A 13861-nucleotide genomic window follows, 5' to 3' on the forward strand; every position below is an offset into this window, starting at 1 on the left:
CGGGAGGGCTACTGCAGGATAGCCAACATCTTACAACCCGTTCTACCCACATGCCTTCCGAAAAGTCCCGTAACGCAATCAAGCGCACCCGCAACCCTCGCCCCGCCACGCGCGCCGACCCTCAACGATCAGCAATGGCACCGCCACAAGCGCCGCCACGGTATCCACCCAGCGAATCTGCCACACTGCATAAATAGCCAATCCCGCGAGCGTCACGCCTGCCATATACGCGCACGTCGCGGATTGCAGAGCATCCGCGGCCAGCGCACGATTGTTCATGCGCCGCGCCTGCCTCCGCTTCATCCACGCCAGCACCGGCATTACGACCAGCGCCACAGCCGTAACGCCAATGCCGACGCAACTCGTCTCCATTGGCCTTGCGCGCCCCAGCCACGCAATGCACACCACCACCACCGCCAGTGCAAGCAATAGCGCCGCCGCCGCCCTGTCCGCATACATTTTCTTCAAAGGGAATCGCGGCAAAAACTGCAGCAACACCACTGTCGCCGACAGCATCTCCACCAGGCTGTCCGACCCAAAAGCCAGCAGTGCCACACTATGCGATTGCGCCGCGGCCCACAACGACGCTACGCACTCCAGCGCCATCCACGCCAGCGTGATCCACTGCAGCCACGCGACCTGACGCGGCAGCGCAACATCCGTCGCGCACGATCCGCAACATGTATCTGGAATATCCAATTGCATAAGGAAGGCTCGGAATCTAATGCGTCTCCGGCTGGTATTCCGGCCGCTTCGGCTGCGGAGCGACTCCGGTTGTTACCTTCTGTCCGCCGCTGTTCACGCTCTTCGCATCGCCCGGCTCCGCTGCAGTAATGCCGGTAACGACCGGATGCTTGCTTCCGCCGACAGCACGCGTATCGCTCGATTGAATACCAACCACAACCGGCCTCTTCGACACCGCTTCGTTCTGTTCACCTTGTCCATTGCCCGCGTAGAAATATTGCGTGTCCGATGAAGTGCCGTTCACGACTTCAACCTTCATCTGCGCGGACTCACCCTTATCGGCTCCAACGGGCTTCTTCTCTTCGTTGAACACAACTTGCTTTGTCGAGGTTCCGTTAATCACCTGTACAGAGTGCTCCGAATATTCAGGACGATACGGCGCCCGCTTCGCCCCATTGCGATGAGAAGCTTTAGCATTTCTCTTCCGCACCACTCGATGATGCACTTTCGTCTCATGGGCGGCCTTCGCTTGCACGCCTGCCGCAGAGGATTGCTTCGCCGCACTCTGCTGCGTGGGTTGCTGCGTCGACGCGGGTTTTCCCTGCTGACCTGACACCAGCGTCGCGACAACAACGAACGGAAGACCCAACTTCAAGAAAGTCAGCTGCATCCTTCCACCTCTCTGTCGATCGCGCACAGCGGTCTGCTATTCCTTCAGCGTCACCGAGATCTTGCGCGCGTCGCCACCCGCCGATGCAATCGATATTTCGCCCGTGGCTTTCTTGCGAATGCTCTTGAACTTCTCGCCCCACTCCACCAGCACCAACGCATCTGGCGTGAGCAATTCATCCAGCCCCAGTGTCTCCAGTTGCCGTTCGCCCTCCAGCCGGTACACATCTAGATGAAACAGCTTCACCGGCTTGCCCTCGCGCGAGCCATCATACTCATGCAGCAGTGTGAAAGTGGGACTCGTCACTTCGTCGGGCTCCGCGGCGTCAAGCGCCTGCGCAATTCCTTTCACCAGCGTCGTCTTGCCCGTACCCAAATCGCCCCGCAGAATCAGCAACTGGGGCGGCCGAAGTAGATTCACCAGCTTGCGCCCCACTTCCACCGTGTCGGCGCCGCTCTTTGTTACGAATTCGTGAATCCGCCCTTCGGCGACTGGGGATTCCTTGCTCATTCCGTTGCCTCGGCGGAGCGCACACCCGTACAGCCCGCGGCGTGCAGCCCCTGCAACCAAACATACCCTTTCTGGTGGCCTTTCGAAAAGCGCAAAGGACGAAACTGAAACGAACGAGAGAAATATTTCAAGCTGTCGGTGGCAAGCAAAGAACGCTCATCCGTATCGCAAACCGCAAGATCGGCAGCAAACCCATGCAAATAAACCGCCGCCTCCACTGCGCGCGCAACATCGTCTTTGAACTGCGCCAGCAGCCCGGCGATCACGCCGGTCAGCAGATCACCGCTGCCGCCCTTCGCCATTCCTGGATTGCCCGAAGTATTCACCGCTACGCGCCCGTCAGGATGAGTGACGAGCGTGCGTGATCCCTTCAACACCAGAGTCACACCGTGCGTGCGTACAAACTCCCGAGCCGTTTCGAGACGATCTACCTGAATTTCTTCAACACTCTTTCCGGATAGCCGTGCCATTTCTCCAGGGTGCGGCGTCAACACCACCGTTCGCCCTGCTCTCGCGACCTCGGTCAGCTTCTCCATCAAAAACGGATTGGCAGCCAGGGTGTTTAGTCCATCGGCATCAATAACGATCGGCATCTTTGTATCCGAGAGAACCGCCTCCAACAGAATCTCCACTCCCGGCCCCTGCCCCAGTCCCGGCCCAACTGCGATCACCGTCTTGCGCTCAATCAGCTTTTGAAATTGCTGCGCTGTGACACCCTTGCTCGCGATCTCTCCGGTCGGACTCGCCAACATCGGCTGTGTCATCAGCTCCGGCGCAAATCCCGACACCTGCCCCACAATCGAACTTGGCACGGCAGCCGTCACCAGCCCCGCCCCGGCCCGCAATGCAGACATCGAAGTCATCGCCGGCGCGCCCGACTTCCCCACCGACCCGCCAATCACCAGCACGTGACCATACTTTCCCTTGTTTGAATCCGTTGCACGCGGTTGCTCCACCAGCGCATGCGAAGCGCCCGCCCAACTCAATCCCAGCTCGGAAACAATCGCTTCTTCCGGAGACCCAATCGGCGCCACCACAACCGGCTGATCCCAACGCCTCGTCAACTCGCCAAAAACATGCGCAAGCTTCGGCGCCGTAAATGTAATCACTGCATCAGAAGGAAACGTAGCCTCTGCGACCCTGCTGCTTGTCGCGTCCGCAGGCCAGCCGGATGGCAGATCCACCGAGAGAAACGGCGCATCGCTCGCGCTTGCCCATTCCATCGCAGCCAGGGCCATCCCCTTCATGGGCGGTTTGAATCCCGTCCCTAGCACCGCATCAATGATGAGATCTGTATCAAGCGCCGCACGATGCGCCTTCAGCTCCGCCGCCGAGTTCACCTCGTACAAATACCGGTTCGCAGAAACACTCAGTTCGCGCCACGCTGTCGCCGCATCGCCCTTGAGCTCGTATTGCGAGCCAAGCAGCAGCGTCGTCACTTCCAGCCCGGCCTTGGAAAGGAGCCGCGCCGCCATCATCCCGTCTCCGCCGTTGTTTCCTCGGCCGCACAGCACCGTCACCCGTCGCGCTCGCGGAAACTGTTCCCGCGTAAAGGCGTCCACCGCTGCCGAAGCCGCGCGCATCAGCTCGATCGACGGCACGCCGTAGCGCTCCGTCGTCACACGATCGCACGTCTGCATCTCCTCCGCGCTAAGAACCTTCATCGCAACCATCCTATCGCGAGGACCAGCGACGCATTCGTTGCATGTCTCTTTGAGCTGCGACCTGGCTGGTTAGCAACTGAAAACACAAAAAAAACGGCCCCCGTCATTAACGGGGGCCAAGTTGCCTTGGTTCTCTCGTGTTGCGAGAGGTCTATTGGCGGCCAACGGCGGGGTAGCCGTCGGCGCGGAAGGGAGCCTCAGGGGGGTGGCTACTCAGCATTACTGCTGCACCGCACCGGTCGAGGACGCCATACCATGGGGGGATGTGGAGCCCTGGGCCGCCAAACTGTTTTCCATCAACTTGATGTGCACAGTGCTGGGTACCCGCTCACGATGATGGCTGGCGACAGGCTTCGGCGCTGTCTGGTCGGCCGGAGGATTGTTGCTTGCCACATCGGTGGTCGGTTCCGTGATCACGGCATTGCCGAGAGCCACTGAGTGCATACGGTAGACGGGAATTTCATGTTCCGTTACGAGGTAGCGCTGAACTGCTGCGGCCTCGCGCTGGGAGCTCGCGATACCGGCTGCCCCTGCACCCGGCGAACGAGCTTCGATTTCGATGATGTAGCCCTGATGACCTTCGAGGCTCTTCGCCATGTCATCAAGCTTTGCCTTCGCGTCCTTCGACAGCATCGGGCTGCCACCGCGGAACGGCACTTCAACGTCGCTGATCGGCTTGTAGGTGTCTAGGCCGCTGACGGTCGTATTCAGCGAGTCAACGTGACCCGAAGCCGTCATTGCTGTCTGGTTAGCCTTCTTCGCCTGATCGTCGGCTTGGGTAGCCACCTGGTTCGCCGAATCGGCCGAGTCCTGCGCCCTCTTGATGCCGGCCGTCGCACGAGCATCGACGTCCTTGATGTCCGAGGCGTTCTTCGCATTCACCTGGTCGAGCTCGGTGAGGCGATCGTTGATAGGATCGATCCGCTTCTTCACCCACTTCTTGCGAGCCATCGGATTGACGCGGCCCCAGAATCCTTCTTTGTCTTGCGGAATGGGCTGCGTCACCGTTGCCGGGGGAGTCGAGGTCGGCGCCTGCTGTGCGGCCGCCGGCGCACTCTGGGAATTGTCGGGCTGCGTCTGAGCCATCGCGGGGATCGCGATCGCCGAAGCCAATGCAAGAATTGCTACCTGACTCGGAAACAGTATTCGTGCTCTAATTTGGTTTTTCATTTTTTCTCTAACCCCTGATCTGCGGTTGCCGCGATCAAATCTGCGGTGAGCAGGTGGTCTGCTCGCTCTCACATATTGCATGGGGGATGCCAAAACGCTTCTCTATATTCAAAAAACAGGCAAATCATTCAATTTAATAACTTTACAAGTAAATCTTCCCATAAAGAACTTGGATATGATTTGCCTGTTTGGGGTAACAAGAAAGTAATTTTTACAACCAGCGGTAAGACTTACCGAGTAAATGGGGCGCGCTCATTACTTTGCGTCGACGTGAACGATCCGGATTTCCGGGTACGCGCCGTTCCAGTCCGGCGTCACCGTGTCGAAAATCAATCGGAAATCCTGTCCCTCGCCCGGACGCAATGGCGCAGCCGACACCGGTTCCAGGTCGACATAGGGTTCACGCGTCCTTATCAACTTCAGCGGATGCGTTTCGTTCTGCGCCACTTCATTCGCTGCGTTCCTGAAAAGCACCTGGGCCTGCACTCCCGAAACTGTCTTATTCCCGGTATTCGTCAGATGGGCGTCGAGATAGGTGACTTTTCCGCCCGCAAGGTTGCCCGATTCGCTCATTACAAGGTTGGTGACCGGCAGGTTCGCAGCATAGGGATCGGGAGCAGCAGAAATCGGCGTAACCGTCGCCGCACCTCTTCCGCGCTCCATCATGAAAACAATGATCGCCGCAACGACCAAAACCGCCACAGCGGAAATCGCCATCGGCAACCAGTTTCGCTCGCGCGGCTCCACGGGAGGAACGAGTTGGGGACCGGTACTCACGAGCGGATTCTACACCTTGCCCGCTCTCGCTTTCATCCTTTGCAAGGGATTCCATTCCTCCAGTTGGAACGGATACACTGGCGCGACCGGATCTTGCTGCTCTCCAACGGAGGTTCCATGCCCAAGTACGTCATCGAGCGCGAACTTCCCGGCGCCGGAAGCTTTACACCCGAACAGTTGCAAGCCATCTCCCAGACATCCTGCGGAGTCCTGCGCAGACTCGGTCCCGAGATTCAGTGGGTCCACAGCTACGTCACCGGCGACAAGATCTACTGCATCTACATCGCACCGAATGAGCAACTCGTTCGCGAGCACGCCATCCAGGGCGGATTTCCCGCCAATTCCGTCGCCGAAGTAAAGTCCATCATCGATCCCACAACTGCCGAAGCCTAGCAATTATCTGTTCCCGGTCCCTCGCCATGTTGCTGAACACGCTACCAATCGGCGGCCGCGGCTGCGCGCGTGGCTTAATGTGACGTGCGTAACCGAACCCCTAGCACTTTTGGTTGATTCACAACTCAATCGAATTGAATCTAAATAGGAGAACGTACTCCGGGCCCCCGCGACGTTTGATTGCGCCGCGGTTTGTGGAAAGGTAACACATATGCATTCCTCCCCCTCCGCAGTCTCAATCCGGCCCCGCCGCAAAGAGGACCTGGTTTACCAGGTCGTCACGGTCGCCGCGATGGTTACGATGCTGGCCAGCGTCTGGATCTTCTAGCTCCCCGGCGCCCCGCCCTATTCTGCCTCTGAGCGGACGCTTCCTATCGACTGTTCTCCATAGGACGACCGGTATCTGACGATTCCGCGCGCTGCTTTGCGCCGCGGATCAGCGCCGCGAGATTCCATCCAACGGTCGAGAAAATCACCACCAGGAATACGGGAATCAGCATCGGCGAAAGTCGAAATGTTCCATTGCGCGCAGACTGGATAATCGACCACTCCAGGTAAGCAAACAGGCACAGCATCTCGCACTTGATCCAGGCCACCATGATGATGGTTTGATCCTGGATAAACGGTAAATTCGCCTCCGTCACCCGCACTGGAAGGTTGTACCGCCGATAGCGGATGCTGCCCAGAACCGTCAGCAGCATATACAGCCCTGTCCCGACCAACGGCAAAAACCAGAGAAACCCCGGCGCCCCCCACGCATTCGGCTGCCCGGAAATATCGAAATGCGTCGGAATTCTGTCCGGCAAACGCTCCGGACCATTCAACGCTGAATATGACGTCCAGAACAAAACCGCCAGCAACCCAAGACAAATCGCTTCCAACATCTTGCGCATGCCAGACCTCTTTCACTCGCAACCACCGAAACGATACATCATTCCGCGACGAGTAGCCCGCACTCCGACTTCGATCCTGGGGCGCCGATCTCACCCCGCGCTGACCCGTCCGATACTACCCCCTGCTTTTTACTTCCTCTTCCTTGCCCGCAGCGCTTTACCCCTTGATCGTCTCCACCAGCAGCCACGCGTTCAGCCCTGCAATCACAACCGCCGTGCTCCAAGCCAGCGCTTTGAGCCACCGCGCATTCACAAACTCGCCCATCTTCGCGCGGTCTCCCGTGAAGATCACCAGCGGGACCACGGCAAAGCTTAATTGCAGCGACAAGATCACCTGGCTCAGGATCAGCAGCTTCTCCGTCCCGCGTTCGCCCGTGATCGCCACGACGATGATGGTCGGGATGATGGCCAGGCTACGCGTAATCAGCCTGCGCAACCAGGGCGATAGTTTGAGATGAACAAACCCCTCCATCACAATCTGCCCGGCAAGCGTCCCTGTGATCGAAGAGTTCTGCCCGGAGGCAAGGAGCGCCACCGCAAACAGCGTACTCGCAAATCCGGCACCCAACAGCGGGCTCAGCAGCTTGTAGGCATCCTGGATCGCCGCAACATCAAAGTGACCGCTGCGATAAAACACGGCTGCCGCCACAATCAAGATCGACGCGTTCACAAACAGGGCCAGCGTCAGCGCCAGCGCGGAATCCACATTCGCCATGTGGATCGCCTCGCGCTTTCCCTCTGGCGTGCGTTCATAGCGCCGGCTCTGCACAATCGAGGAGTGGAGGTAAAGATTGTGCGGCATCACCGTAGCGCCGAGAATTCCGATCGCGATATACAGCATGGAGGGATTGGTGAGAATCGAAGCCGACGGTATCAACAGATTGCGTATCACCGGCCAGTACTCCGGCTTCGACAGAAACATCTGCACGCCAAACATCGCAATGATCGTCCCGATCAGGGCGATCACCAGCGCCTCAACATAGCGGAAGCCCCAGCGCTGCAGCAACAGGATCACCAGCACGTCCAGTCCTGTAATCAGCACGCCATAAAACAGCGGAATGTGGAAGAGCAATTCCAGCGCGATCGCAGATCCGATCACCTCGGCCAGGTCGCACGCGGCAATCGCGATCTCCGCCCCAATCCAGAGCGAGAGGCTGACCCACCGCCGGTACTCCTCGTGGCACAACTGCGCCAGGTCGCGCTCTGTGGCTACTCCCAGCTTCAAAGCCAGACTTTGCAGCAGGATCGCCATCAGGTTCGACAGCATGATCACAAATAGCAGCGTGTACCCGAACCGTGATCCACCAGCGATATCGGTTGCCCAGTTTCCCGGGTCCATGTAGCCGACCGAAATCAGGAATCCCGGTCCCAGAAAGCCCAGCAGCCGTCGCCAGTAATGCGGCGATCGCGATATGCGAACGCTCGCATGCACCTCTGGCAACGAAGGCTCATGGAGCCCGATGGGATTGGGAGTCTCTGTGGCCATAGAGGCAAAAGGGGGAACAGCCCGCGGCACTACTGTCCTCCAGTATGCCACATGTTAATCATAGTTAATATGTTTTTCTTACTTCTGATTACTTAGGGTATTTCCGGGCGCAGCCAGACTGCCTCCGCCGCTGGTCTACCGAGAATTGAATTCCCCGTAGGCAACTCAATCGAAACAGTTTGATCGTAATTCTGGCTCAAAACACGCAAGCTCTTGTTCGGCCCAATACCCATACGATGCAGAAACAACAGCAATTGGGAATCTCGCTCCTGCAGGCTAATCACCTGGTATCGCTCCCCTGCTTGAGCTTCCGAGAGGGGAACCTCTCCCCGCTTCTTACGCTCCTCCGGCTTGACGGGCAACACCGAATTGCCATGCGGGCACGCCCCGCCCTCGCCCAGCTTTTCTTTCAGCTTTGCCTCAAACGCCGGCGACACGGCATGCTCCAGCCGCTCAGCCTCGTCGTGAATCTCGTACCATGCCATCCCGAAAACTTCGGTCAGCATCCGCTCGATCAGGTGATGCCGCAGCGCCGTCCGATAGGCGGTCTCCTGCCCGGCCTCGGTCAGCCGTACGATTCCGTCTTCGGTCATTTCGACATAACCATCCCGCCGCAGCCGCTTCAGTGCCATCGTGACCGCCGGCGCCGAAACCTCCAGCCAATGCGCCAGCGTCGCCGGGATCACCTGGTGTCCCTCGGCCTCAGCCTCCAGGATGGCCTTCAAATAATTCTCTTTCGATACCTGAATCGCGTCTTTCATCGTTGTCCCCATCCACAATACATGCTTTCCTCGTTCCGGCAGGCTGATTCATCCGGCGAGCGAGCCTGTATAGCAGATTCTGTTGCGCCACTTCTCCACCAGGTGCCACAATGCCTGCACCCCCGAGAGCACACCACCCGAACAAGCGAAAGGCGCGATGATCCGTCGAAACTGCAACACCCAACTTTCCGAACGCTGCACAATCCATGACACGAGGCACTGCGCGGTCTCCTTGCTGATCATTGCGGCCGCTGCCCTTTCCGGCGTCGCGCTATGCGCCCAGAGCAGCACTACCACCGCACCCTTTGACAACGAAGAACGCCTCGGACTCGAGGCCGTCGCCAACAACAGATACGAAGAAGCAACGGAACATTTTCAGCGCGCCGTACAAATGGAACCTTCCAAGGCCCAGGCTCTTCTCTACCTGGCCTTTGCGCAAAGTGAATCGGTCGTGCCCGGCGTCCAGTCTCCCGATAACCTGAAAGCCGCGCAGGCAGCCGTCGAAACGCTGAATGGCGTCCTTGCCCTCGAACCAAACGACGGCTTCGCGCTCTCTGCGCTTTCCAGTGTTTATCTCAATTTCGGTCAAAGCGAAAAGGCGAAAGAAATCGAGCTCCGCATTCTCGCGGCCGAGCCCCGCGACTTCGACGCTGATTATCAAGTCGGAGCAATCGACTGGTTCATCGCCTTCAGGAACGCCTCCGAACGCCTCAAGCAGGTTCACCTTTCCGTGGGAGGTGGCTATCCGCGCGCCGGCCTCGCCACGTGCAAATCGATCGCAACGGTAAACGACCCTCTGCTCAGTGAGGCCGTCGAGCATCTCGACCGCGCTCACGCAGCCGACCCCAAAGATAGTGATTCCCTCTCGTATTTGTCGTTGGTCTATCAATTGCGCGCGGGTACCCATTGCACCGACAGAAGCGCAAGGGCCGCGGACCTGGCCAAAGCAAGAGACACCATCGACAAAGCAATCGCGATCCGCCATTCGGAAGACACAATCACCCATCCGCACGCACCTGCACCTCCTTCGCGATTGAGCCTGCCCGATGAATTCAAGTCCATGGTCGGGGTAAGAATGCCGCCACCGCCTCCTCCGCCACCACCCCCCGCTGCATAGCTTCATTCCGACCAAAACAAACCAGCTCCCCGATTACTCGAAGAGCTGGCTCAACCAAAAACTGACAACTGAATACTGAAAACTGTTCTACTGCTTCACCCGCACCTTCGGCTCTACGCTCAACCCCGGGCGCAGCGCGTGGTTCGAATCTTCCTTGTTCAGATCGTCGAAGTCGATCCTGACTGGCAGCCGCTGCACTACCTTCACGTAGTTGCCCGTCGCATTCTCCGGCGGAAACAGAGAAAGTACTGAACCCGTCGCTCCGCCGATCTGCGAGATGTGTCCGTCGTAGCTCTTGCCTGTCGCGTCGACGCTGATCTCCACATGCTGGTCCTTCGACATGTGCTTCAACTGCGTCTCTTTGAAGTTCGCCGTGACCCACAAGTCTTCCAGCGAAACCAGCGTCAGCAGGTTCTGTCCCGTCGATACGTTCTGGTTGATCTCCACGCTCTTCCGCGTGATGATCCCCGCCGCCGGCGCCACAATCTTGCAGTAGCTCAGATTCAGATTCGCCTGGTCGAGCTGCGCCTGCGCTTGTGCCACCTGCGCCAGGGCCTGCTTGGCACGGGCCGACTGCGCCGCTACCTGCTGCGGCCCGGTCTCCGCATACTTGTATTGCGCCTGCGCCTGCGCGGCCTTGTCATTGGCCACCCGCACGGCATCCCCTGCGGCTCGCTCGGTGGCATGCGCATTGTCGACATTCGCCTTCGCCGCATCCGAAGCAGCCACGGCCGCATCGTACTGCTGCTTGCTGATCACGTCCTTCTCGACCAGCGGCTTGTAGCGGTCAAGATCCTGCTGCGCCTTCAAAGCGTTCGCTTCCGCCTGCACTACCTGCGCATGCGCCGCTGCCAGTTGCTGTTGTGCCTGCGAAATCGACGCAGTCGACGCGCTCACATCCGCTCCAGCCGAACTCAGGTTGCTGCCGGTGTTGATCGTTGTGATCGGCACATTCACATTCGCCGCCGCCGCCGCTGCCTTCGCGCTATCCAGTGCCGCCTGCGCATTCTCCACCGCGACTTGATAATCCCGCGGATCGAGCTCTGCGATAGCATCGCCCGCTTTGACCAGCTGGTTCTCATTCACATCGACGTGGACCACCTGTCCAGCGATGCGCGCGCTGATCTGGATCAGGTGCCCATTGATTTGCGCATCGTCCGTGTCTTCGTAGTAGGTGGAGTGCCACCAGAAGCCAAGCCCTACCAGCACCAGGATCACCACCACTACGATGATGATTCCCTTGCGCCGAGAAGGGGGCTGCGTCACTTCGGTGCTCTCGTCCCGAGGCGTCGGCGCTGTTGTTGTGGTTGTATCCGCCACGTTACTTCCCTCCAAGATATTTCGAGTAGTCCTGCCCCGCTCCCAGCGCTCGCACCAAACTCAGTTTGGCCACGTTATCGCGATAGAGGCTGGACACATATTGATCATTCGCCTGCGCCACCGACTGCTGTGCCTGACTCACTGCCAGGTTGTCGCTCACGCCGTTGACGTAGCGCTGTTGTGCCTCGCTCAATGCTTCCGTTGCAAGATCCACGCTCGAACGTGCAACCTCAACCTGCTTCTGCGCCGCCTCAATATCCAGCAGTGCATCGCGCACATCCGCGTCTACCTGGGCATTCAAATCGCTCAACTGCGCCTTCTGCGTGTCCAGTTGCGATTGTGCAACCTGTGCCTCGCCCCGCAGCCCATATTCCTTGAATACCGGCACACTCAATGTGCCCTGCGCATCGCCGGTTTCGTGCGAATGCCGAACATTCACGCCGATGTCGCCGAAATCTCCATCAAACTTGACCGTCGGATAGCGATCCGCCGTCGCTGCCTTGCGCTGCTCTTCATACGCCCTGGTCTGCTCCAGCATGGCGGCCAGGTCCTTGCGATTCGCATGAGCCTGCTTGATCGTCGCATCCACATCAAGCTTGTCGAATACTGCGTAAGGCGCCTTGTCCGACAGGTTGAACTTCTGCTCCAGCGGCAATCCGATTGCCCGCGCCAGCGCCAGCTTATCCTTCTCCAGGCTGTTCTGCGCCACGATTAACTGCTGCTCAAGCGATTGATAGTCCACCTGGGCTCGCAGCACATCCAACCGCGGTGCCGTTCCCGCGTCATGATTCGCACTGGCCTGGTCCAGTGAAACCTTCGCCGTCGCCACCTGCGCCTGGTAACTCTCCACGCGCCCCTGGTCGGCCAGCACCAGCATGTAGGCGTTGCCCACCGTCAGCACCACCAGGTCCCGTGCATCCTGGGCGGTAAGCTCCGCCGACTTGAATTGGTGTTTCGCAGCCATATACGTCCGTAGCGACTTCAAATCCACCAGCGACCAGCTCAGCGATGCCCGCAGATCCGTATAGCCGAACGGGCCGATGATCGTGGGAAAACCCGGAATCCGCAAACCTTCCGCCGCCAGGTCCACCTGCGACACGGCCTCGTGCGCATTAAATTCCACATCCGGCAACAACGACTGCAGCTGGCTCAACCGCTGCGCCCGCGCTGACGCCGTCTGCGTCCCGCTGAGAATTGCGCCCAGGTTATTTTTGAGGCCCCGCTGAATCGCCTCGTCCAGCGAAAGATCAATCGTCTGTCCCGTTGCCTGCCCTGTGGCCACACTTCCTTGAAAACTCTGTGCTGTTGGCCCTGTGCTCGTTCCCGGTATCTGTGTAGGCAATTGCTGCGCAAGCGCCTGCGAAGCCGCTGCGGCTCCCACCATCAGCGCCAATGTTGCATAACTACAAAAATTGTTTGGGTACTTCCTACAATGATCTGAGGACATCGACCGTCTTTTTGAAAATCCTGGCTCGAAAATCCGCCGGAAAGTTGTTTGCACTCCAATAGATGCCCGATTCGGGCAGGCAGGTTCTTTATCTAGTGTACCGAAACAAAAGCAGTGAACAGTGGTCCGTGGTCAATGATCAGTGGGCAGTGCACAATGGACAGTAGTCAGTGGTCAGAACCTGACGAGCGGGTGGTCGGGAAACGCTGCAGTCGAGAATCGGAAGTGTCAGCGTCTCCAGTTCACGATCCCGGCAATGTTCACTGTCCACTGTTCACTTCCTTGCTTTATCTCGTTGTTGCGTGAATCAGTTGCGAAGCCAGCGAGCATAAACCCTGCCGGAAGATCTCCCGCACAGCCTCCGCATTCCATCCCACGGCGCGCAGCCCCCCGTGTCCTGCGAGCAGCGCCGCTGTCTCGTCCGCGGTAAGCCCCGCCACGGCGCGCAGAACAAAAATCACGCGAGTTGGCGTCCCCAGGCTCTCAATCCACTTCTTCACGCTCTCCCGGTTCGGTCCCGCCAGCATGTGCTCCAGTTCTTCGCGCGAAATTCCGGCCGACTCCAGATCGTCGTCCTCAATACAGGTCGCAGCATGTTCCAGGCCCTCCGGCGCCGCCAGGCTTCCCGGCTTCCGCTCGGCAATCAGTTCTATCGCGGCCGTACAGAGTGCCTTCCTGCTGTTGCGCCGCGATTCCCCGGCGTCGCCGCGCGACGAGATATCCGTCCGCGCCACCGCAGTCTCTACCAGTCCGATGCTGTCTTCACCCTCGCCCACCAGCATCGACGCCATGCTGTAAAGCCCGGCCGCAATCGTGTCCAGCAGATCATCCATGCCTTCCAGAGTTCGATTGACCGTCTCTTCGTCCTTCGGCCTCCCGTCAAGCAGGCTGCTCACCTTTTTCGAAAACTCTTCGACTCCAGCCGGAATCGGCTGCTGGGGAATCAAGCCGTCTTTGCTATTCATCTTG

The 13861-nt window shown here is 58.9% G+C and carries 14 protein-coding genes; 2 read left to right on the forward strand and 12 right to left on the reverse strand.

All coding sequences use genetic code 11. The annotated features are described in order from the left end of the window. Positions 1-78: 78 nt before the first annotated feature. The 6 genes from VK574_RS11300 to VK574_RS11325 form a co-directional block, all read right to left on the reverse strand. A complete protein-coding gene (locus VK574_RS11300; protein ID WP_472799958.1) occupies positions 79-705 on the reverse strand; it encodes a cation transporter in 627 nt (208 codons plus the stop codon). A gap of 16 nt (positions 706-721) precedes the next feature. Further along, on the reverse strand, positions 722-1354 hold the full coding sequence (locus VK574_RS11305) for a hypothetical protein (protein WP_472799959.1): 633 nt from the start codon (positions 1352-1354) through the stop codon (positions 722-724). A 36-nt stretch (positions 1355-1390) separates the two neighbouring features. Further along, positions 1391-1864, reverse strand: a complete 474-nt coding sequence (gene tsaE / locus VK574_RS11310; protein WP_472799960.1) for a tRNA (adenosine(37)-N6)-threonylcarbamoyltransferase complex ATPase subunit type 1 TsaE — start codon at positions 1862-1864, stop codon at positions 1391-1393. Next, positions 1861-3528 carry an NAD(P)H-hydrate dehydratase gene (locus VK574_RS11315; RefSeq protein ID WP_472799961.1) on the reverse strand — a complete coding sequence of 556 codons (1668 nt, stop codon included), beginning with the start codon at positions 3526-3528 and terminating at the stop codon, positions 1861-1863. Before VK574_RS11315 ends, tsaE begins: the two co-directional genes overlap by 4 nt. Positions 3529-3747: 219 nt before the next feature. Beyond that, on the reverse strand, positions 3748-4698 hold the full coding sequence (locus VK574_RS11320; RefSeq protein ID WP_472799962.1) for an OmpA family protein: 951 nt from the start codon (positions 4696-4698) through the stop codon (positions 3748-3750). 255 nt (positions 4699-4953) lie between these two features. After that, positions 4954-5475: a DUF2393 family protein gene (locus VK574_RS11325; protein ID WP_472799963.1), complete on the reverse strand. Its 522-nt coding sequence runs from the start codon at positions 5473-5475 to the stop codon at positions 4954-4956. 117 nt (positions 5476-5592) lie between these two features. On the opposite strand from VK574_RS11325, the gene VK574_RS11330 reads away from it, so the two are divergent. Beyond that, the gene (locus tag VK574_RS11330) at positions 5593-5868 is read left to right on the forward strand and encodes a DUF4242 domain-containing protein (protein WP_472799964.1); all 276 of its coding nucleotides are present in this window, start codon (positions 5593-5595) and stop codon (positions 5866-5868) included. A gap of 371 nt (positions 5869-6239) precedes the next feature. Here the strand turns inward: VK574_RS11330 and VK574_RS11335 are convergent, their stop codons facing one another. The 3 genes from VK574_RS11335 to VK574_RS11345 form a co-directional block, all read right to left on the reverse strand. Continuing rightward, the gene (locus VK574_RS11335) at positions 6240-6761 is read right to left on the reverse strand and encodes a DUF1648 domain-containing protein (RefSeq protein WP_472799965.1); all 522 of its coding nucleotides are present in this window, start codon (positions 6759-6761) and stop codon (positions 6240-6242) included. 157 nt (positions 6762-6918) lie between these two features. Beyond that, positions 6919-8277 (reverse strand): Nramp family divalent metal transporter, encoded by a 1359-nt coding sequence (locus tag VK574_RS11340; protein ID WP_472799966.1) that lies wholly within the window; start codon positions 8275-8277, stop codon positions 6919-6921. Between the two features lie 62 nt (positions 8278-8339). Then, positions 8340-9008, reverse strand: a complete 669-nt coding sequence (locus VK574_RS11345) for a metal-dependent transcriptional regulator (RefSeq protein ID WP_472799967.1) — start codon at positions 9006-9008, stop codon at positions 8340-8342. Positions 9009-9240: 232 nt separating this feature from the next. On the opposite strand from VK574_RS11345, the gene VK574_RS11350 reads away from it, so the two are divergent. Further along, positions 9241-10125 (forward strand): hypothetical protein, encoded by an 885-nt coding sequence (locus VK574_RS11350; RefSeq protein WP_472799968.1) that lies wholly within the window; start codon positions 9241-9243, stop codon positions 10123-10125. A gap of 87 nt (positions 10126-10212) precedes the next feature. Here the strand turns inward: VK574_RS11350 and VK574_RS11355 are convergent, their stop codons facing one another. From VK574_RS11355 to VK574_RS11365, 3 genes are all read right to left on the reverse strand, one after another. Beyond that, the gene (locus VK574_RS11355; RefSeq protein WP_472799969.1) at positions 10213-11445 is read right to left on the reverse strand and encodes an HlyD family secretion protein; all 1233 of its coding nucleotides are present in this window, start codon (positions 11443-11445) and stop codon (positions 10213-10215) included. A 1-nt stretch (position 11446) separates the two neighbouring features. Then, positions 11447-12829: a TolC family protein gene (locus VK574_RS11360; RefSeq protein WP_472800102.1), complete on the reverse strand. Its 1383-nt coding sequence runs from the start codon at positions 12827-12829 to the stop codon at positions 11447-11449. Positions 12830-13179: 350 nt separating this feature from the next. Then, complete coding sequence (locus tag VK574_RS11365; RefSeq protein WP_472799970.1) at positions 13180-13857, reverse strand: hypothetical protein; 678 nt, start codon at positions 13855-13857, stop codon at positions 13180-13182. Positions 13858-13861 lie beyond the last annotated feature (4 nt).

The sequence above is a fragment of the Occallatibacter sp. genome (genome assembly GCF_035317045.1).
GTDB lineage: Bacteria > Acidobacteriota > Terriglobia > Terriglobales > Acidobacteriaceae > Telmatobacter.

Coding starts and splice junctions, on each gene's coding strand:
- VK574_RS11300 (WP_472799958.1), bottom strand. CDS start 705: ATGCAATTGGATATTCCAGATACATGTTGCGGATCGTGCGCGACGGAT.
- VK574_RS11305 (WP_472799959.1), bottom strand. CDS start 1,354: ATGCAGCTGACTTTCTTGAAGTTGGGTCTTCCGTTCGTTGTTGTCGCG.
- tsaE (WP_472799960.1), bottom strand. CDS start 1,864: ATGAGCAAGGAATCCCCAGTCGCCGAAGGGCGGATTCACGAATTCGTA.
- VK574_RS11315 (WP_472799961.1), bottom strand. CDS start 3,528: ATGAAGGTTCTTAGCGCGGAGGAGATGCAGACGTGCGATCGTGTGACG.
- VK574_RS11320 (WP_472799962.1), bottom strand. CDS start 4,698: ATGAAAAACCAAATTAGAGCACGAATACTGTTTCCGAGTCAGGTAGCA.
- VK574_RS11330 (WP_472799964.1), top strand. CDS start 5,593: ATGCCCAAGTACGTCATCGAGCGCGAACTTCCCGGCGCCGGAAGCTTT.
- VK574_RS11335 (WP_472799965.1), bottom strand. CDS start 6,761: ATGCGCAAGATGTTGGAAGCGATTTGTCTTGGGTTGCTGGCGGTTTTG.
- VK574_RS11345 (WP_472799967.1), bottom strand. CDS start 9,008: ATGAAAGACGCGATTCAGGTATCGAAAGAGAATTATTTGAAGGCCATC.
- VK574_RS11360 (WP_472800102.1), bottom strand. CDS start 12,829: ATGGTGGGAGCCGCAGCGGCTTCGCAGGCGCTTGCGCAGCAATTGCCT.
- VK574_RS11365 (WP_472799970.1), bottom strand. CDS start 13,857: ATGAATAGCAAAGACGGCTTGATTCCCCAGCAGCCGATTCCGGCTGGA.